Below are 19,016 nucleotides of genomic sequence, written 5' to 3' on the forward strand. Positions count from 1 at the left end.
CCTAAGGGCAACTTATGGGCGCATTCGGCAACCGCCAGCGGCGCCCCGCCCTCGTTGTGCCGGTATATAGACCCCACCCTATAAAACTGTCAACACACCAAATCACAAAAATTCCAAACTTCACAAATCGAACAACACATCCTGGGGATAAACCTTGAGGATGAGGCGTTAAGGCACCCGTTTTCAGGGGACTTTCTACGCCAACAGACCTTTTGTCAGCAAAAAAGAAAAATCAGATCGCAGCGCCGAAGCCGGTGAGGAACGCACTAAGATTGTCGCCGAGCTCGTCGCAAAGATAGCCGCCCTCCTGCACGATAACCGTTGGCAGGCGCAATTTCGCGATGGCTTCGGCGATGCGGGCAAAACCTGGCGTCGAAACGGAGAGCTCGCCAAATGTATCGCCCTCGAAAGCATCAAGCCCAAGCGCTACGACCAGCGCTTCCGGCGCGAAGGCTTCAATGCGGCTTCTTGCGGCAGCAAGTGCTTCCAGGAACACCTCGTCGCCGGATTTGCGCACTAGCGGCAGATTGTGATTGTAGCCGAGACCTGCGCCCTCGCCGCGCTCGTCGGCATAGCCCCAGAAGAATGGATAAAATCGAACCGGATCGGCGTGGATCGAAACGGTCAGCACATCGGAGCGTGCATAGAAGATGCCTTGCGTGCCATTGCCATGATGCAGATCGACGTCGAGGATGGCGACGCGGGCGGCATTCTTGCGCAGTCTTTGCGCCGCGACCGCCGAATTGTTGATAAAGCAAAAGCCACCGGCGACATCGGCGAAGGCGTGATGGCCGGGCGGCCGGCACAGCGCGTAGGCGGCCGGCTCGCCGGACATGACCGCTTCGGCCGCTTCGACCGCGGCCCAGGCGCTCCAGCAGGCGCTTTCCCAGGTCTCCGCAGAAATGGGACATGCGGTATCGGCCATGTGATAACCCGCCTGCCCCACGGCCGAAGCCGGATAGCTGCCCGTGCGGTTGATCGGATGGATATTGGGAACCACTTCTCCCGAAGCGCCGGGAATCAGCTGCCAGCGCCCATGGATAGTCTGCAGGAACTCCAGATATTCTGGCGTGTGCACGGCGGCAATCGGCCCGAGCCCATACTTGGCGGGGCGATGAATGGAACTTCCCGCTGCCCGGGCGCCTGCGAGAAGCCGCTCGATCCGCTCAGGCTTTTCCGGATTGGGCCGCGGCGCGCCGCTCGAGAGAAAGCCTTTTGGATTATGGTGCTTCTGCTCGTCCGCACAGAATGTTTTCATGAGCCCTCGCCGTATATGCTGTGAACGGGATGCGTGTGACAGTCCAGTGCATCATCGTCGCACAGCATTCATGCACCACGCCGGGAGAGAGTCAAAACGAAACGCTACAGAGTGATTTGCCTTCATTCGAAAAAAATGGTGCGTGGTTCGACAAGCTCACCATGAGGGAACTTGGGTAGTACAGGGAGCCAAGGACGTCAACATTTGCTGTCGAGGCTTTGAGCCCACGACATCCCTCATGGTGAGCTCGTCGAACCACGCACCGACTTCATGTATCAGACTTCACCACGGGCTTCAGGCCTTGTTCTTGTTGTAGACGTCGAAGATAACCGCAGCGAGCAGAACGAGACCCTTGATCACCTGCTGCCAGTCGATATTGACGCCCATGATCGACATGCCATTGTTCATGACGCCCATGATGAAGGCGCCGATCACCGCGCCCATGACCTGGCCGACACCACCCATCGCCGATGCGCCGCCGATGAACACCGCAGCAATCACGTCGAGCTCGAAGCCAAGGCCTGCCTTTGGCGTCGCCGTGTTGAGACGTGCTGCAAAGATCAGCCCGGCGAGAGCGGCGAGTACACCCATGTTGACGAACGTCAGGAACGTCAGCCGTTCGGTCTTGATGCCGGAAAGCTTTGCCGCCTTTTCATTGCCGCCCATGGCGTAGATGCGGCGGCCGACGGTCATCCGCTTGGTCACGAAGACGAAGAGCGCAATCAGGAGGGACATGACGATCAGGACGTTTGGCAACCCCTTATAGGAAGAAAGCAGATAGGTGAGGAACAGCACGATTCCGGCGATGATAAGGTTCTTGGCGACGAAGAGCGCGAAGGGCTCGCCCTGATAACCATGTTTCTCGCGCTTGGCGCGTCCGCGCACACTGAAATAGATCATCAGCGCCACAAGAATAATACCGACAAGCATGGAGGTGACGTTGAACCCGGGATAGCCGAAAAAGTCGGGAATGAAACCGGAACTCAGGAGTTGGAACTGCGGCGGGAATGGGCCAACGGACTGGCCGCCCAGCAGCCAGAGGGCGAGGCCGCGGAAGACCAGCATGCCGGCCAGTGTGACAATGAAGGACGGGATCTTGTGATAGGCGATCCAATACCCTTGAGCGGCCCCAATTGCACCACCCATGATCAGACACAGGATCGTCGCCGGAATGTAGTGGATTTGCCAGCGGACCATCATCACTGCGGCAAGGCCGCCGATAAATCCCGATACCGAACCCACCGAAAGGTCGATGTGTCCGGCCACGATCACCAGCAGCATGCCGAGTGCCATGATGATGATATAGCTGTTCTGCAGCACGAGATTGGTCAGATTAACCGGCTTGAAGAGAACGCCACTCGTTGTGTACTGGAAGAAGAGCATGATGAGGATCAAGGCGAGCACCAGGCCATATTCGCGGTAATTGCCTTTCAGCGCGGAGCCATCCGTCTTGAAGTCTTTTTTACCCTGGGTTGCTGCAGTTTCGACGGTCATGATGCTTTCCCTTCTGCACGAATGATGGCGCGCATGATTTTTTCCTGGCTGGCTTCACTGGCCGGCATTTCACCGACGAGCCTGCCCTGGTTCATCACGTAGATCCGGTCGCAGACGCCGAGCAGCTCTGGCATTTCCGACGAGATCATCAGCACGCTTTTGCCTTCGCTTACCAGTTGGTTGATGATTGTATAGATTTCATATTTCGCGCCGACATCGATGCCGCGCGTGGGTTCGTCAAGGATCAGCAGATCCGGATTGGCGAACAACCATTTCGACAGAACGACTTTCTGCTGGTTGCCGCCAGAGAGATTGCCGGTCCTTTGATAGATGCTTGAGGACCGGATATTGGTCTTGCGGCGATATTCATTCGCCACTTTCAGTTCAGCCATGTCGTCCAGCACGCCGTTATGCGAAACGCCCTCAAGATTGGCGATCGTGGCATTGTGCTTGATGTGGTCAATCAGGTTGAGGCCGTAGGTCTTGCGGTCTTCGGTGACGTAGGCGATCCCGTTGTCGATGGCTTTGCCGATCGTGGAGACGTCGACTTTTCTGCCATTGATGAAGACCTCGCCACTGATGTTCCGCCCATAGGCCTTACCGAACACGCTCATGGCGAATTCGGTGCGGCCAGCGCCCATCAGCCCGGCGATGCCGACGACTTCACCCTTGCGCACATTGAGATTAATACCATTGATGACGGTGCGCTCGCTGTGGATATGGTGATGAACGACCCAGTCCTTCACCTCGAACACCACCTCGCCAATATCGGGTTCGCGCTGCGGAAAGCGATCCGCCAGCTGACGTCCGACCATCGACGTGACGATCCGGTCTTCGGAGATATCCTGCTTGTCGAGGGTCTCGATGGTCGCGCCATCACGCAGCACCGTGATGCGGTCGGCAACCTTGCCGACTTCGTTAAGCTTGTGTGATATCAGAATGGAGGAAATGCCGTGCGCCTTGAACTCCAGCAGAAGATCCAGCAGTGCGTCGCTGTCTTTCTCGTTGAGACTGGCCGTCGGTTCGTCGAGTATGAGCAACTCGACGTCTTTCGACAGAGCCTTGGCAATCTCCACCAGCTGCTGCTTGCCGACGCCGAGATTGGTAATCAATGTCAGCGGATCTTCCTTCAGGCCGACCTTGGCGAGGAGTTCGCGCGTGCGGTTTTCCGCAACATGCCAATCGATGATACCGAATTTTGCCGGTTCGTTGCCAAGGAAGATGTTTTCGGCGATCGACAGGAGCGGAACCAGCGCCAGCTCCTGGTGAATGATGATGATGCCCTGCTTTTCACTGTCGCTGATTCCGCGGAAGTGCTGCTCCTGGCCATTGTAGAAGATTTCACCTTCGTAGCTGCCATGCGGATAAACACCGCTCAGCACCTTCATCAGGGTTGATTTGCCAGCACCATTCTCGCCCACCAGAGCGTGAATTTCGCCTTTGCGTACATTGAGATTGACATTGTTGAGCGCTTTCACCCCAGGGAAAACTTTGGTGATGTTGCACATTTCGAGGATGGTTTCCATCGATATCCTCACCGACGCTTCTGCAGCGTCGTTCCTTCTGCAATTTTTATTAGGCTTTATGGCTTTTGGCCAATGGATTTATTTTCCGGAAAGCCTTTATCGACATGGCAACAAACCCTGCGCCATAGGCGCAGGGTTTGTGATTGATTCCTGGATCTACTTGATCTGGTCTTCTGTGTAGTAGCCGCCGCCAATCAGGATCTCTTTCCAGTTGGTCTTGTCGACTTCTACCGGCTTCAGCAGGTAGGCCGGAACAACCTTGACACCATTATTATAGGTCTTGGTGTCGTTGACTTCCGGCTCCTCGCCTTTCAGAACCTTGTCGATGAGATCGGCCGTCACCTTGGCGAGTTCACGCGTGTCCTTGTAGATCGTCGAGTACTGCTCGCCGGCGATGATCGACTTGACCGATGGTACTTCCGCATCCTGCCCGGAAACGAACGGGAATGGCTGGTCGGCAGTTCCGTAGCCGACGCCGCGCAGTGACGAAAGGATACCGATGGACAGACCGTCATAAGGTGACAGAACGGCATTGACCTTCTTGTCGGTGTAGTAGGCCGACAGGAGGTTATCCATGCGCGCCTGCGCAACGGCACCATCCCAACGCAGCGTACCGACCTTGTCCATGCCCATCTGGCCGGACTGGACGACGAGCTTGCCGCTGTCAATCAGAGGCTGCAGGACAGACATCGCGCCATTATAGAAGAAGAAGGCGTTATTATCGTCAGGCGAACCACCGAACAATTCGATGTTGAACGGGCCCTTCGCATCCGGAAGGCCAAGCGCCTTGACGAGCGAGCTTGCCTGCAGAACACCAACCTGGAAATTATCGAAGGTGGTGTAATAGTCGACATTCGGCGTGTCGCGGATGAGGCGGTCATAGGAAATAACCTTGATGCCGGCATCGTGCGCCTGCTGCAAAACGTTCGAAAGCGTCGTGCCATCGATCGCTGCGATCACGAGGACCTTGACGCCCTTGGTGACCATGTTCTCGATCTGCGCCAGCTGGTTTGGAATGTCGTCTTCCGCATATTGCAGATCGGTGGTGTAGCCGCGTTCCTTCAGCGCCTTCACCATGTTGTCGCCGTCGGCAATCCAGCGTGCCGAGGATTTGGTCGGCATCGCGATACCGACAGAGCCCTTGTCCTGGGCGTAGCCTTGCGATCCCATCGCACCAAGTGCGATCAATCCCGCGGCAAACAGATTGAGTATTTTCACGTGTATCCTCCCGGTTTTCATAATCATGCCCGATACTTTTGAGCGATCTCGACCGAACTTTTTAGCCCGGACCAGTCCTCCCAGAGCAGGGTCTTCCCAACATCTATCGCAAAAGTATGACTTTTGGAATAGGACTTTCACCATGTAGTGAAAATCGCGTCGAAGCATATAATACTATTATAATATTTTTTGAAAAGAGCTGCTAGACGATGACGGATCGTCAGCATATAACCACGCCACCAAATCTGATATATTGGGAGGAAAGCCTTGAATCTGGTCCAGTTGACGAATGCCAATGGAAAGCGGCAGGTTGCCGCACGTGTTGGTGAGGAATTCCGTCATGTCAAGCGCACGCGTTCTGTTCTGGAACTCGCGCATGCGGCGATCGATGCGAAAGCAGGCATAGCCGAGATCGTGGAAAAACGCGGGCTTGGCAAGAGGATCGATGTTGCAGCTGCCTATGCGGAAGGCCGCCTGCTTCCCCCAATCGATACGCACGATTCTGCCCATATCCATTTGACCGGCACCGGCCTCACCCATCTCGGATCCGCCGCGACGCGCGATGCGATGCACCGCAAAGTTGGCGACGCCGAGGAAGAAAAACTGACCGATTCGATGAAGATGTTCCGCATGGGGCTCGAAAACGGCAAACCGAAGAAGGGCGCGACCGGCGTACAGCCTGAATGGTTCTACAAAGGTAATGGTTCGATGCTGACCGGTCCCGGCCAGCCGCTCGTCTCGCCAGCTTTTGCCGACGATGCTGGCGAAGAGCCGGAGATTGCCGGGATCTATGTGATTGGCCCCGACGGCTCACCTTTCCGCATCGGCTTTGCGCTTGCCAACGAGTTCTCCGATCATGTCATGGAGCGCGTGAACTATCTCTACCTTGCGCACTCCAAGCTGCGGCCGTGCTCGGTAGGTCCCGAGCTGATCCTCGGCGACCTGCCTTCCGACGTGCGTGGAACTTCGCGTATCTTGCGCAAATACAAGACTTTATGGGAAAAGCCTTTTCTTTCGGGTGAAGACAACATGTCCCACACGATTGCCAATCTCGAGCATCACCACTTCAAATATGCGGTGTTCCGCCAGCCAGGAGACGTCCACGTACACATGTTTGGAACGGCGACGCTTTCCTTTGCCGATGGCATCAAGGCCGAGAACGGCGATGTCTTCGAAATCGAAGCGTCGGCCTTCGGTTTGCCCTTGCGCAATCCGCTGAAGATCGAGAAGCCCGCGAAGGTAAAAGTCACTACGCTGTAGCTGCGGTTCGCCCCGCAGTCAGCACCCGCTCGGCGCCTTCCTCGATCACCACGCGCATGGCTTGCTTGGCCGCCTCGACGTTCCGGGCCTTGATTGCTTCGGCGATTGCGGCGTGGCGGGCAACCGAGCGCACATGGCTTTCGGAGTTGGGTATGGGCGAACTGATGGTGAAGGTGGTCACCAGTGCCACTTCGATCAGCGCGCTGATAGAACGCATGAACGGATTGCCGGAGGCTTCCGCTATCCCAATATGGAACTGCAGGTCGTTGAAGACGAAATCCGCCGCCGATTCGCGCGCGTTTCCCATCTTCTCGACCCAATGGAACAGAGTATCAAGCTGGGCATCCGTGCGCCGCAATGCGGCAAGCCCCGCCGCTTCAGGCTCAAGCGCCAGCCGCATCTCGACGATGCTCGACAGGAAATGGGCACTCGCACCTGCCTCGAAATGCCAGACCAGTATGTCCGGATCGAACAGGTTCCAGTGCGAACGTTCCAGCACGCGCGTGCCGATCTTGGCCTTCGGCTGGATCAGCCCCTTGGCAGCGAGCGTCTTCAAAGCCTCGCGCAATACGGTTCGTGATACCCCAAATCGTTCCAGCAATTCCGCATCGCCCGGCAGAATACTGTTCTCCGGGTAGACGCCGTTTATTATCTTCAGCCCGAGATCGCGCATGACGTGGCCATGATGCGTTCGCGCCTGCCCCGCTGTGCGGAAATCATAATTGGTGAGCTGGTTGCCTGCCAAATGCTTGCCTGCTAATTGCTTGCGTGGGTGGGGAATCTAACCAGACAAAAACCGTCGCCAAAGTTGCAAACGGCACGACCTCCCAGCGCGCTCCCCCACTTCTTCCCCCTATTTATAATATTATAATATCATTAACAATCGGCAATATTAAACAACAGCCTTTTCGGCCACAGCTTGCCAACCGGCGCACCCCTCTATTAACTCGGCGAATGGCATTCACCATCAGGCAATTGCAGTATTTCGTCGCCGTCGCGGAACAGGGCTCCATCACCCGCGCCGCACAAAATCTGTCGATTTCGCAATCATCCATTACCGAGGCCATCAAGGAGCTTGAAAGCGATCTTGGCGTAGAACTTTTCGAACGTCATCCACGCGGCCTCGATATCACTTATAATGGCCACCAATTCCTGCGCCATGCGACGAAGATCCTCGCCGATGTCTCAGATGCACGCCGCTCGTTTTCCGAAGAAGTGCCAAAGCAGGCGGGCAAGCTGCACCTCGGTGTAACCTCGCTCGTCGCGGGGTATGTCCTTTCGGACCTCCTCGCCCGTTTCCGACGCGCTTCCCCCGGCGTCGAGGTCAGCGCCATCGAAGACAATGGCTCCTACCTGGAACATCTGCTGGTGGGCGGTGAACTCGACGTTGCTGTCATGGTCATATCCAATCTTCGTGATCGCATGGCTCTGCAGGCAGAAATCATCGAGACCTCACCCTACAGATTGTGGCTGCCACTCGGCCATCCCTTGGTCAGTGCGGATATCATCTCGATCAACGATATCGCGAGGGAGCCGCTGATCATGCTGACCGTCGACGAAATCGAGGAAAACACTGGCAAGCTCCTGACCGCCCTCGGTGCGCGTCCGCATGTCGCCTTCCGTACCCGCTCGGTCGAGGCCGTCCGTAGCCTCGTCGCCACTGGCGCCGGAATCGCACTGTTACCCGATCTTGTCTATCGCCCGTGGTCGCTTGAAGGCGATCGTATCGAAAGCCGCGACGTTTCCGGTGCGCTCCCCGTGGTACAGGTCGGCATGGTCTGGCGCAAGGGCTCCAGCCTGCCCCAGGCTGCCCGGGATTTCGTTGGGATCGCCGAAGCTCTGCGCAGCGGTCGATCTCGCTGATATCGGAATTTCCGATAGCGGCCTTCTGATAAATGAATTTGCGAATACGGGTAAATCAAGGCACTTTTCTCGCCGGGAACATATGCCCTGAAAGCAGGGCCCAAAACGGGAGAATTGAGATGAAGCAGTTTTTGAAATCCTGCACTGCACTTACGCTTTCCCTTGCCTTCACCACACAGGTCTTAGCCCAGGAAGCACTGAAAGAAATCGGCAAGGGCGAAGGCGAAGTGTCCATCGTCGCCTGGCCCGGCTATATCGAGCGCGGCGATACCGACAAGGCCTATGACTGGGTCACGGGCTTCGAGAAAGAGACCGGCTGCAAGGTCAGTGTCAAGACTGCTGCAACATCCGACGAAATGGTCGCGCTCATGAACGAAGGCGACTTCGATCTTGTTACCGCATCTGGCGATGCGTCGCTGCGCCTCGTTGCCGGCAAGCGCGTTCAGCCCATTAACACGGACCTTATCAAAAGCTGGAAGACTCTCGACGAACGCATGCAGAACGCGCCCTGGAACACCGTCAAGGGCGTTCATTATGGCGTGCCCTACGTCTGGGGCCCGAACGTGCTGATGTACAACACTGAAGCGTTCAAAGACAAGGCGCCGACCAGCTGGAACGTCGTGTTCGAAGAAATGACCTTGCCTGATGGCAAGTCGAACAAGGGCCGCATTCAGGCCTATGACGGACCGATCCATATTGCCGATGCCGCCAACTATCTTATGGCCCACAAGCCCGAACTTGGGATCAAGAGCCCGTACGAACTCAACGAAGACCAGTACAAGGCGGCTCTCGATATCCTGCGTGTACAGCGGACCCTCGCCGGCCGTTACTGGCACGATGCCATGATCCAGGTCGATGATTTCAAGAATGAAGGCATTGTCGCTTCCGGCTCGTGGCCGTTCCAGGTCAACCTGCTGAAGGCAGAGAAAAAGCCGATTGCTTCTGTCGTCCCTGAAGAAGGCGCGACGGGTTGGGCCGACACCACCATGCTGCACGTCGATAGCAAGCACCCGAACTGCGCCTATATGTGGATGGAGCATTCGCTTTCGCCCAAGGTACAGGGTGACGTCTCGGCATGGTTCGGCGCCAATCCTTCGGTTGGAGCAGCCTGCAAGGGCAACGAACTCTTGACCGACGAGGGTTGCGCGACAAACGGCTACAACGACTTCGACAAGATCAAGTTCTGGAGAACGCCGGTTTCAAAGTGCGAAACCCAGAGCGAATGCGTGCCGTATCACCGCTGGGTGTCCGATTATATCGGCGTGATCGGCGGGCGCTAGATTTCGCGACTGCGCTCCCTACCCTCCCCCTTGTGGGGAGGGAGGCTGCGAAGCAGCAGGGAGGGGTCTTTTGAAGCGGCCTACCCTGCATGTTAGCGTATTAAAATTCGAGAAAGCCCCTCCCCGGACCTGCGGTCCGTCCCTCCCCACAAGGGGGAGGGTTAGGGTGGTGTATTACCCGGAGCAAAGCCATGACCGCTGCTGTGCTGTTCGAAAATGTGTCGCGTCATTTCGGTGCCGTGCGCGCCGTAGATGCTGTCGATCTTGCGGTTGCGGAGGGCGAGTTCTTTGCCATGCTCGGGCCTTCCGGTTCGGGCAAGACCACGTGCCTGCGCCTGATGGCGGGGTTCGAACAGCCGACAGCCGGACATATCGAGATTTTCGGCGAGACTGCCGAAGGTGTGCCGCCCTATCGCCGCAGCGTCAATACTGTCTTTCAGGATTACGCGCTGTTTCCTCACTTAAGCATCCTCGACAACGTCGCCTATGGTCTCATGGTCAAGGGCGTCGCCAGGGAGGAAAGGCGCAAGGCGGCGGAAGACGCGTTGGCCATGGTTAAACTGCCCGGATATGGCGTGCGTCGTCCGGGCCAGCTTTCCGGCGGTCAGCGCCAGCGCGTGGCGCTCGCTCGGGCCCTCGTCAACAAGCCGAAGGTCCTGCTTCTGGACGAGCCGCTCGGCGCGCTCGATCTGAAGTTGCGCGAGCAGATGCAGGAGGAGCTCAAATCCTTGCAGAAGTCCCTCGGCATCACCTTTGTTTTCGTCACCCACGACCAAGGCGAAGCTCTGTCGATGGCGGATCGCATCGCTGTATTTAACGATGGCAGAATTCAACAGCTCGGAACGCCGGAAGAGGTCTACAAGCAGCCTCGAACGCGTTTCGTCGCCGATTTCGTCGGTTCGTCGAATATCCTGCCGCCCGAGTTCGTTGCGCAGTTGGGTGCGGCACCACAATTTGCCAGTCTGCGGCCTGAGGCGATCTCGCTGGGCCAAAGCGGTAATGGCAGACTTGTCCTTGATGGCACCGTCCTGTCGCGCAGCTTTCTTGGCGCGGCAAACCGCGTCCTGGTCAATGTCAATGGCACCAGGATCAATGTCATGAGCCCGGCCGCAGCTTTAATTCCCGCCGAGGGCGACCCGGTGAAGCTAAGCTTTGACCGTACCGACCTGCATTTGATGGAGGCGGCGTCATGAGCGCCATCGCTCAACAACACGCGATCCAGACCGGGCGCGGCAGCTTGGCAGGGCGTGTCTCGGACTTCCTCTGGAAACACCCGCACGTGTTTCTCACCATTCTGCTCGGGCCGCCGTTGCTTTGGCTCGGCATCATCTATCTCGGCTCATTGCTCGCCCTGCTGCTGCAGAGCTTCTTTTCGATCGACGATTATTCCGGCCTGATCAATTATGAGTTCACGCTCGCCACCTACAGGCAGCTGCTGAACGATGCCAATTTCGACATTATCATCCGCACCATATTGATGGCTGCAATCGTGACATTGTTTTCGGCGGTCATCGCCTTCCCTATCGCCTACTACGCTGCCCGCTACGCCAGGGGGAAATGGAAGGTGATCTTCTATCTCGGCGTCATGCTGCCGCTCTGGTCCAGCTATCTCGTCAAGATTTATGCGTGGAAACTCATCCTTGCCAAGGAAGGCATTCTCACCTGGCTGGTGACCAAGCTGAACCTTCTCTGGCTGCTCGATGCATGGCTTTCGCTTCCTGTCATCGGCGGCAATTCCCTGTCCGTAAGTTATACGGGCACCTTCATCGTCTTCGTCTACGTGTGGATGCCGTTCATGATCCTGCCGATCCAGGCAGCGTTGGAGCGTGTTCCAACGAATCTCATCGAGGCGTCATCCGATCTCGGCGGCACGCCGCAACAAACTTTCCGCCATGTGCTGTTTCCCCTTGCGCTTCCCGGTATTGTCGCGGGATCGATCTTCACGTTTTCGCTGACGCTTGGCGACTATATCATTCCGCAAATCATCGGCTCGTCGCGACTGTTCATCGGCCAGGCGGTGTATGCCCAGCAAGGGACAGCAGGGAATATCCCGCTGGCGGCTGCCTTCACCGTCGTGCCGATTGTTATCATGGGCCTGTACTTGTGGATGGCACGGAGAATGGGAGCCTTCGATGCGCTCTGACAAATTCACTTCCGCTCCCCTTGGCCTGAAGCTAGCTGCCGCTGGCGGGCTACTGTTCCTGCATCTGCCGCTGCTGTTGATCTTTCTCTACGCCTTCACCACCGAGGAGAAGAGTTATCAGTTTCCGCCGCCCGGCCTCACTCTTAAATGGTTTGCGGTGACTTGGGAGCGGGCCGACGTCTGGCAGGCTCTGTGGCTATCGGTGCGCGTCGCTTCGATCTCGACGATGATCGCTCTGGTGCTCGGCACACTCTGCGCCGCCGCAGTCAGCCAGACGCGTTTCTTCGGACGCGAGACGATATCTCTTCTTGTGATCCTGCCGATCGCCCTGCCCGGCATCATCACCGGCATTGCCCTCCGCTCGGCATTCAGCCTGGCGGATATCCCGTTTTCGTTCTGGACCATCGTGCTCGGCCACGCGACTTTCTGTATCGTCGTTGTCTATAACAATGCTGTCGCGCGCTTCCGCCGTGTGTCGGGTTCTCTGATGGAAGCTTCGATGGACCTCGGCGCCAATGGCTTCCAGACATTTCGTTATATCATCCTGCCGAACATCGGGACCGCGCTGCTCGCGGGCGGCATGCTCGCCTTCGCACTTTCCTTCGACGAGGTCATCGTCACCACGTTCACTGGCGGGCAGCAATCCACGCTGCCGATATGGATGCTGCAGGAACTCATCCGGCCACGCCAACGACCCGTAACCAACGTGGTTGCCATGGTCGTGGTGATCGTCACTTTCCTGCCGATTCTCGGCGCCTACTACCTCACACGTGACGGCGACCAGATCGCCGGCTCAGGCAAATAACATGGGAGAACATGTCATGGACACGAAACTGCTTATCGGTTCAAAGTTCGAAGCCGGAACGGAAGCGGAGGAGCATGTGCTCAACCCGAAGACCGGCGCCAAGATCATCGACCTCGCCGAGGCCGCTCATGGCCAGATCGATGCGGCGGTCGATGCTGCGGAACGGGCCTTCTCCACTTGGTCCCGCACCACCCCTGCCGAACGCTCCGGATACCTGCTCAAGATTGCCGACGCCATCGAAAAACATGCGGATGATTTCGCTGCGCTTGAGGCCTTGAATTGCGGCAAGCCTATCAACGCCGTGCGCAATGACGAGATGCCGGCGATTATCGATTGCTGGCGTTTTTTTGCCGGCGCGGTCCGCACCCTCACTTCGCCGGTGGCAGGTGAATATCTGCCGGGTCACACCTCCATGATCCGCCGCGACGCGATCGGCATTGTTGGCTCCATCGCGCCGTGGAACTACCCCTTGATGATGATGGCGTGGAAGCTTGCGCCTGCCATTGCCGGCGGCAATACGGTCGTGTTCAAACCGTCCGAGCAGACCCCGCTGACCGCGCTGAAAATGGCGCGCCTGCTGGCGGACATTCTTCCCGAGGGTGTCGTCAACGTTATTCTTGGCCGCGGCGACACCGTCGGTAATGCCCTGATCAACCACCCGAAGATCGGCATGGTTTCGATCACCGGCGATATCGCCACCGGCAAGAAAGTCCTGCAAGCTGCGGCAAAAACCGTCAAGCGCACGCATCTCGAGCTCGGCGGCAAGGCGCCCGTGATCGTCTATAATGACGCCGATCTCGAGGCCGTGGTCAACGGCATCCGTACTTTTGGCTACTACAACGCCGGGCAGGATTGCACCGCTGCCTGCCGCATCTATGCGCAGGACGGTATCTACGAAAAGCTCGTGGCCGACCTCACCTCCGCCGTTTCCACCATCCGCTATAATGATGCCGATGATACGGTCAACGAGATCGGCCCGCTCATTTCCGGTCGTCAGCGCGATCGTGTTGCGAGCTTCGTCGAGCGGGCGACCGAGCAGAAGCACATCGAGATTACCACAGGCGGCGGCGTAGGCAGCAAGGATGGCTTCTTCTTCCAGCCGACCGTGGTTGCCGGCGCAACGCAGGAAGACGAGATTGTCCGCCGCGAAGTCTTCGGCCCGGTCGTTTCGGTTACGCGCTTCAAAGATGATGACCAGGCGGTCGCCTGGGCCAATGACAGCGATTATGGCCTGGCCTCTTCGGTATGGACACAGGATATTTCCAAGGCAATGAAAGCCGCGTCGCGCCTGCAATATGGTTGCACCTGGATCAACACGCACTTCATGCTGACCAATGAAATGCCGCACGGCGGCGTGAAGCAGTCGGGTTACGGCAAGGATATGTCGGTCTACGCGCTGGAGGATTATACCGCCGTGCGACACATCATGATCAACCATGGTTGACCGGATCCGGTCTTGGCCGCGACAGTCCTTTGTGGTTGTATGAGGTGCTAGGAGTTCACAACCATGACGACACGCGGCTTTACTGGCCGGCGCCAACCGCCAGAGATCACAGACCGTATCCCGCCTGGTCAAACCCTGACCGACGACTTTCCCGTCCTGTCGGCGGGGCCGACGCCGCGAGTCCGCACGGAAGATTGGTCGTTCACGCTCAAGGATGGGCCAAAACCGCTCATTAAATGGAACTGGGCCGAATTCAATGCGCTGCCGCAGACGAAGTTCACCCGGGATATCCATTGCGTCACCGCCTGGTCGAAGCTGGATACACCATGGCAGGGCGTTTTGATCGACGATATTTTCGCCGAGGCCGGTATCGAGCCACCGACCGAGTTTGCTCTCGCGCACTCCTTCGATGGCTATGCGACCAATGTTCCTGTCAAGGATCTGGTCGGCGGCAAGGCGATGATCGCCACCTTCTATAATGGCCAGCCCCTGACGGCGGATCATGGCGGCCCGGCGCGGTTGCTCGTTCCGCATCTTTACTTCTGGAAATCGGCGAAGTGGATCAACGGCCTGCAATTCACCACGCGTGACGAACCAGGCTTCTGGGAATTGCGCGGCTATCACATCTATGGCGATCCGTGGCGCGAACAACGCTACACTGGCGATTAGGTCGTGTGGACAGTTATGGATTGGAGCGTGGTATGAGCAAAAATCGTCGAGTTCAAGGAGCAAGACCGAAGGCGGTGTTGTTCTCCGTTGAGGGCTTGCGACGCCGAAATGGGCGATTTTGGCCATATCCCTTCGGGACGCGCCACGCCCAATCGCTAACTGTCCGCACGACCTGAAGCATGTCAGATCAGATATCCGCAACAAAGGCGGAATGGCAGCGCGCAACCATCACCGAAATCGTCAGGCAGACACCGCGCGTCGTCAGCTTCTTCCTCCAGCCATCCCAGCCCTTCGCCTATCGGCCGGGGCAGCATGTGGATGTCCGGTTAAGCGCGCCGGACGGCTATCAGACGCAGCGCAGCTATTCGATTGCCTCGACACCGGAGCAGGGCGAAATCATTGAGCTCGCCATTGAAAGACTGGAGGACGGCGAGGTGTCGGCCTTCTTCCACGAGGTCGCTACGATCGGCGATGAGATTGAGCTTCGCGGGCCGATCGGCGGGCATTTCATCTGGACCGTCGAGGATGGCGCGCCAATCCTGTTGATCGGCGGCGGCTCCGGTGTGGCACCGCTCATTTCGATGGTCCGCCACCGTGCTGCGCAACAATCACTGGCGCCTATCCTGCTGCTCTATTCCGCCCGAACTGCGGACGAACTGATTTTCCATGACGAATTGCAGATGTTCAATCAGTCTGGCAACGGCTTCGACCTGGTCTTGACGTTGACGCGCGAGCCAGCATCGCAGGAGAGCGATTATACGAGGCGCATCGACCCGGCAATGATCCTGGATGTTCTCGCCCGCATGCCTTCACCGCCGAAAGAAGTCTTCGTTTGCGGATCCAATGCCTTCGTCAATGCCGCGGCCGACGCACTGATCGGCGCGGATGTTCCCGCCGCCATCATCCGCACCGAACGCTACGGCGTATAGGCTTATTTCACCGCGCCAGCGGTGAGCCCCGCAATGATCTGGCGTTGGGCGAAGACGGTGAGCAACAGCACCGGCAGCGTCACCACGAAGGCTGCCGCCGCGAGCGGTCCCCAGCTGACCTGCTCGAAGGAGAGCATGTTGTAGACCGCGACCGGCAGCGTTCGCGTTTCGCGGCTTGCAAGCACAATGCCGAAGACGAAATTGTTCCATGAGAAGATGACCGCAAGGATCAGCGCCACCACCACGCCCGGCTTGGCGATCGGCAGCGCCACGAGGCGAAACACCTGCCATGAGGTCGCGCCATCGATCATTGCCGCTTCTTCAAGTTCGATCGGTGTGGTCTCGAAATAGCCGATCATGATCCAGATGACGATAGGCACTGTCACCACCAGATGGATGATGATCTGCGGCCAGAGCGTCCCGAGCAAGCCCAGGGTCTGGAACAGCAGGAACAGCGGGATCAGATAGGAAAGGCCCGGCGTCATGCGTGCGATCATGATGACGATCGCCGACTTGTCCGCTTTCAACCGGGCGATGCCGTAGCCGGCAGGCACACCGACGAGCAGCGCCAGGATTGTCGCTGTCCCGGTCACGAGCAGGCTGTTCCAGAAATAATGCAGGAAGTCATTGGCGGCGAAGATATCGCTGTAGTTCGACCAGGCAAACTGTTCGGGGATGAAGATCGGCGGATAGGCGCCGTTGTCGATTTCGTATTTCAGCGAGAGTGACAGCATCCACAGGAAGAAGAAGATCGCCGGCGACACGATTACAAAGACGATGAAGGCGGTGCCAGACCATTTGAGCAGTTTGCGAATCAGCATTTTCTCGTCCTTCAACTGTTCCACTTGGTCCGCTGGCGCAGATGCAGCAGCGCAAGCGACATGGTGATGATGACGATGAAAAAGACGACCGCGATGGCCGAACCATAGCCAATGTCGTAGTAGGCGAAGGCGACATTGTAGAGGTAGATATTGATCGTTTCCGACGCCGTGCCCGGCCCGCCCTGCGTCATGGCGAAGATGATATCGAAGCTTTTCAAGGCATCGATGGAACGGATGATCACAGCCACCATCATGAACGGCAGGATCATCGGAAAGGTGATGTAGCGGAATTTCTGCCAGCCATTGGCGCCATCGATCTCGGCACTCTCGAAAGGATCGCGGGGCATGGCAGCAAGGCCACCGAGAACGATGAGCATGACCAGCGGTGTCCATTGCCATGTCTCGACCAGCACCAGCGAAGGGATCACCGTGCTCTGGTTGAATATCCACTCCTGCGGGCCGATACCAATCAGCGACAGCAGATAGTTGAGAACCCCCAATTGCGGGTGAAACATCATCGTCCAGACGAGAGCGACCGCGACGGGTGTCGCCATCATCGGCATGACGAATATGCCGCGCAAGAGCCCGCGCATCGGCAACTTGCTGTCGAAGACCAGCGCCGCGATCGTGCCGAGAAACAGTGGTGCCACGACGGACAGGACGGTATAGACCACCGTGTGTCCCATCGACTGCCAGAAGCGCGCATCACTTGCAAGCCGTACGAAATTGGCAAAGCCGACGAAGCTCTTTTCTCCGCCGAGGTGCCATTCGTTGACACTCATCCACAGGGTGAATACCCATGGAAAAACAATCACCGCCACGACGATGACCAGTGCCGGGATAACGAACGGCCAATAGCTCGGCGTAAACCGGCCATCGCCGTTCTTAACCTTGGCACTTGGCTGTTCATTGGTCATGGTCGAGGCGGTAATTGTCATGCTGCTACGCTACGCTTCGCTTTTTTCCAGGATCGGACGGAATTCTTCCGTCGCACGTTTCATTTCCGCTGCCGGATCGGCACCGCCAATGACATTGGTCAAGGCAACACCCATCACGTCACGGAATTCGGTAACCGGAACAATGACCGGCAGGCAAAGCTGGCTCACCTTTGCGGATTCTGAAAGCACGCTTGCCCACTCGGCGGGCATGGTCACGCCTTTCAGGATTTCCGGGTCGTTGAGCACCGAATTGCGGAAGGGAACGCCGGAGCCGGACTGCAGCAGACGCGCACCCATTTCCTTTGAAATCGCCCACTGGCAATAGAGGTAAGCCGCTTCCTTCTTCGAGGAACCTTCGGTAACGCCGATACCGTCACCGAATGTCGGGGCAGCTTGTGCGCCAGGCCCCTTCGGCATGACGCCGTAACCGACCTTGCCGACAACACGCGACTTCTTGGGGTCCTCCAGCGGCGGCGCAAAGCCGATACCATCCATCCACATGCCAACCTTGCCCTGCAGGAAGCTCGACTGGCACTCGGCCCAGTTGAATCCTGTCACGCCGGGAGGTGCAGATTTGGTCATCAGACGCTGGTAGAGTTTGGCTGCCTCGATGGATTCCGGCGTGTCCGATTGCAATTTGCCGTCCATCACGGTGCTCTTGCCGTAGCCGAGCATGAAGCTTGCCCATACGGGCGTATTGGCGTTTTTCATGCCGCGCGCCACGAACCCATAAGTGCCGGCATCCTTGTCGGTCAGCTTTTCGGCGGCAGCGACAAGTTCCTCAAAGGTTTTCGGGTATTCGACGCCCTTGGCGGCAAACAGATCCTTGTTCCAATAGATGATCCAGTAATCCACCGAGAAGGGAAGTCCGCCAAAGCGACCGTTCTTGTCCTTGGCAAAATCGAGACCCGCCTGCGCAAAGTCGCTCTCGGTCAGAGAAGCCTCGGTGAGGCTCGGATCTTTCAGGAACGGCGTCAGATCGGCGAGCCATCCGGCTTTCTCAAACTGGCGCTTTTGCACGTGATAGCTGATGTGGATGACATCGAAACTGGGCTTCCCCGATGTCAGCTCGATGACCGCCTTCTGGCGCTGCTGCTGCTCGGGCGTCTGTTCGGCATTGACCTTGATCCCTGTCAGGTCCTCGAATTCCTTCTGGTATTTCTGCAGGATATCGCCGCGCGGGCTCTTGATCAGATTGACCTCAAGGGTCGTGCCCGCATATTTCTTCCAGTCGACGGCAGCAAATGCCGGCTTCAGACCGGTGATGCTCGCGGCACCGAGTGCGGCCGACCCGGCCAGGAACTGGCGGCGCGTCGGTTTGACGAAGTTCATGCTCATTGTTTCCTCCTCTTGTGACTTTGCACGGCA

At 57.6% G+C, this 19,016-nt stretch carries 17 protein-coding genes; 9 read left to right on the top strand and 8 right to left on the bottom strand.

All coding sequences use genetic code 11. The features are described 5' to 3' along the window. Positions 1–232: 232 nt before the first annotated feature. The 4 genes from C7476_RS25980 to chvE all read right to left on the bottom strand — a co-directional run bounded on the left by C7476_RS25980 (position 233) and on the right by chvE (position 5,448). On the bottom strand, positions 233–1,258 hold the full coding sequence (locus tag C7476_RS25980; RefSeq protein ID WP_114432821.1) for a histone deacetylase family protein: 1,026 nt from the start codon (positions 1,256–1,258) through the stop codon (positions 233–235). Positions 1,259–1,552: 294 nt separating this feature from the next. Further along, positions 1,553–2,752, bottom strand: a complete 1,200-nt coding sequence (mmsB, locus tag C7476_RS25985; protein WP_114432822.1) for a multiple monosaccharide ABC transporter permease — start codon at positions 2,750–2,752, stop codon at positions 1,553–1,555. Next, positions 2,749–4,278: a multiple monosaccharide ABC transporter ATP-binding protein gene (gene mmsA, locus C7476_RS25990; protein WP_114432823.1), complete on the bottom strand. Its 1,530-nt coding sequence runs from the start codon at positions 4,276–4,278 to the stop codon at positions 2,749–2,751. Before mmsA ends, mmsB begins: the two co-directional genes overlap by 4 nt. Before the next feature lie 156 nt (positions 4,279–4,434). Next, positions 4,435–5,448 carry a multiple monosaccharide ABC transporter substrate-binding protein gene (gene chvE, locus C7476_RS25995; RefSeq protein ID WP_181872616.1) on the bottom strand — a complete coding sequence of 338 codons (1,014 nt, stop codon included), beginning with the start codon at positions 5,446–5,448 and terminating at the stop codon, positions 4,435–4,437. A 315-nt stretch (positions 5,449–5,763) separates the two neighbouring features. Here chvE and araD1 point away from each other — a divergent pair, with 315 nt between their 5' ends. Then, positions 5,764–6,756 (top strand): AraD1 family protein, encoded by a 993-nt coding sequence (araD1, locus tag C7476_RS26000; protein WP_114432824.1) that lies wholly within the window; start codon positions 5,764–5,766, stop codon positions 6,754–6,756. On the opposite strand, the gene C7476_RS26005 is transcribed toward araD1, so the two are convergent. Further along, positions 6,746–7,501, bottom strand: a complete 756-nt coding sequence (locus C7476_RS26005; protein ID WP_245426602.1) for a FadR/GntR family transcriptional regulator — start codon at positions 7,499–7,501, stop codon at positions 6,746–6,748. The genes araD1 and C7476_RS26005 overlap by 11 nt on opposite strands. A 209-nt stretch (positions 7,502–7,710) precedes the next feature. On the opposite strand from C7476_RS26005, the gene C7476_RS26010 reads away from it, so the two are divergent. From C7476_RS26010 to C7476_RS26045, 8 genes are all read left to right on the top strand, one after another. Then, positions 7,711–8,619, top strand: a complete 909-nt coding sequence (locus tag C7476_RS26010) for a LysR family transcriptional regulator (RefSeq protein WP_114432826.1) — start codon at positions 7,711–7,713, stop codon at positions 8,617–8,619. A 119-nt stretch (positions 8,620–8,738) separates the two neighbouring features. Next, on the top strand, positions 8,739–9,899 hold the full coding sequence (locus C7476_RS26015) for an ABC transporter substrate-binding protein (RefSeq protein WP_114432827.1): 1,161 nt from the start codon (positions 8,739–8,741) through the stop codon (positions 9,897–9,899). Positions 9,900–10,090: 191 nt separating this feature from the next. After that, on the top strand, positions 10,091–11,092 hold the full coding sequence (locus C7476_RS26020; RefSeq protein ID WP_114432828.1) for an ABC transporter ATP-binding protein: 1,002 nt from the start codon (positions 10,091–10,093) through the stop codon (positions 11,090–11,092). Beyond that, positions 11,089–12,042 carry an ABC transporter permease gene (locus C7476_RS26025; protein ID WP_114432829.1) on the top strand — a complete coding sequence of 318 codons (954 nt, stop codon included), beginning with the start codon at positions 11,089–11,091 and terminating at the stop codon, positions 12,040–12,042. Before C7476_RS26020 ends, C7476_RS26025 begins: the two co-directional genes overlap by 4 nt. Continuing rightward, positions 12,032–12,847 carry an ABC transporter permease gene (locus C7476_RS26030; protein WP_114432830.1) on the top strand — a complete coding sequence of 272 codons (816 nt, stop codon included), beginning with the start codon at positions 12,032–12,034 and terminating at the stop codon, positions 12,845–12,847. The genes C7476_RS26025 and C7476_RS26030 overlap by 11 nt, the downstream gene beginning before the upstream one ends. 16 nt (positions 12,848–12,863) lie before the next feature. Then, positions 12,864–14,291, top strand: coding sequence for a gamma-aminobutyraldehyde dehydrogenase (locus tag C7476_RS26035; protein WP_114432841.1), 1,428 nt, complete (start codon positions 12,864–12,866; stop codon positions 14,289–14,291). Positions 14,292–14,354: 63 nt separating this feature from the next. Then, complete coding sequence (locus tag C7476_RS26040) at positions 14,355–14,960, top strand: sulfite oxidase-like oxidoreductase (RefSeq protein WP_114432831.1); 606 nt, start codon at positions 14,355–14,357, stop codon at positions 14,958–14,960. A gap of 179 nt (positions 14,961–15,139) precedes the next feature. Then, on the top strand, positions 15,140–15,889 hold the full coding sequence (locus C7476_RS26045) for a ferredoxin reductase (RefSeq protein ID WP_114432832.1): 750 nt from the start codon (positions 15,140–15,142) through the stop codon (positions 15,887–15,889). Between the two features lie 2 nt (positions 15,890–15,891). On the opposite strand, the gene C7476_RS26050 is transcribed toward C7476_RS26045, so the two are convergent. From C7476_RS26050 to C7476_RS26060, 3 genes are read right to left on the bottom strand one after another with little or no spacing between them, the layout of a single operon-like run. Next, complete coding sequence (locus C7476_RS26050) at positions 15,892–16,710, bottom strand: carbohydrate ABC transporter permease (RefSeq protein WP_114432842.1); 819 nt, start codon at positions 16,708–16,710, stop codon at positions 15,892–15,894. A gap of 11 nt (positions 16,711–16,721) precedes the next feature. Continuing rightward, positions 16,722–17,627: a carbohydrate ABC transporter permease gene (locus C7476_RS26055; protein WP_245426604.1), complete on the bottom strand. Its 906-nt coding sequence runs from the start codon at positions 17,625–17,627 to the stop codon at positions 16,722–16,724. Between the two features lie 30 nt (positions 17,628–17,657). Continuing rightward, complete coding sequence (locus tag C7476_RS26060) at positions 17,658–18,986, bottom strand: ABC transporter substrate-binding protein (protein ID WP_181872615.1); 1,329 nt, start codon at positions 18,984–18,986, stop codon at positions 17,658–17,660. Positions 18,987–19,016 lie beyond the last annotated feature (30 nt).

This window comes from Phyllobacterium bourgognense, assembly GCF_003337575.1.
GTDB classification, from domain to species: Bacteria; Pseudomonadota; Alphaproteobacteria; order Rhizobiales; family Rhizobiaceae; genus Phyllobacterium; species Phyllobacterium bourgognense.

Excerpts from the sequence above, each read along its gene's own strand:
- mmsB (WP_114432822.1), bottom strand. The coding sequence starts at position 2,752 with ATGACCGTCGAAACTGCAGCAACCCAGGGTAAAAAAGACTTCAAGACG.
- C7476_RS26020 (WP_114432828.1), top strand. The coding sequence starts at position 10,091 with ATGACCGCTGCTGTGCTGTTCGAAAATGTGTCGCGTCATTTCGGTGCC.
- C7476_RS26025 (WP_114432829.1), top strand. The coding sequence starts at position 11,089 with ATGAGCGCCATCGCTCAACAACACGCGATCCAGACCGGGCGCGGCAGC.
- C7476_RS26010 (WP_114432826.1), top strand. The coding sequence starts at position 7,711 with ATGGCATTCACCATCAGGCAATTGCAGTATTTCGTCGCCGTCGCGGAA.
- C7476_RS26015 (WP_114432827.1), top strand. The coding sequence starts at position 8,739 with ATGAAGCAGTTTTTGAAATCCTGCACTGCACTTACGCTTTCCCTTGCC.
- chvE (WP_181872616.1), bottom strand. The coding sequence starts at position 5,448 with ATGGGATCGCAAGGCTACGCCCAGGACAAGGGCTCTGTCGGTATCGCG.
- C7476_RS26050 (WP_114432842.1), bottom strand. The coding sequence starts at position 16,710 with ATGCTGATTCGCAAACTGCTCAAATGGTCTGGCACCGCCTTCATCGTC.
- C7476_RS26040 (WP_114432831.1), top strand. The coding sequence starts at position 14,355 with ATGACGACACGCGGCTTTACTGGCCGGCGCCAACCGCCAGAGATCACA.
- C7476_RS26045 (WP_114432832.1), top strand. The coding sequence starts at position 15,140 with ATGTCAGATCAGATATCCGCAACAAAGGCGGAATGGCAGCGCGCAACC.
- C7476_RS25980 (WP_114432821.1), bottom strand. The coding sequence starts at position 1,258 with ATGAAAACATTCTGTGCGGACGAGCAGAAGCACCATAATCCAAAAGGC.
- C7476_RS26035 (WP_114432841.1), top strand. The coding sequence starts at position 12,864 with ATGGACACGAAACTGCTTATCGGTTCAAAGTTCGAAGCCGGAACGGAA.
- mmsA (WP_114432823.1), bottom strand. The coding sequence starts at position 4,278 with ATGGAAACCATCCTCGAAATGTGCAACATCACCAAAGTTTTCCCTGGG.
- C7476_RS26030 (WP_114432830.1), top strand. The coding sequence starts at position 12,032 with ATGCGCTCTGACAAATTCACTTCCGCTCCCCTTGGCCTGAAGCTAGCT.
- C7476_RS26055 (WP_245426604.1), bottom strand. The coding sequence starts at position 17,627 with ATGACCAATGAACAGCCAAGTGCCAAGGTTAAGAACGGCGATGGCCGG.
- C7476_RS26060 (WP_181872615.1), bottom strand. The coding sequence starts at position 18,986 with ATGAGCATGAACTTCGTCAAACCGACGCGCCGCCAGTTCCTGGCCGGG.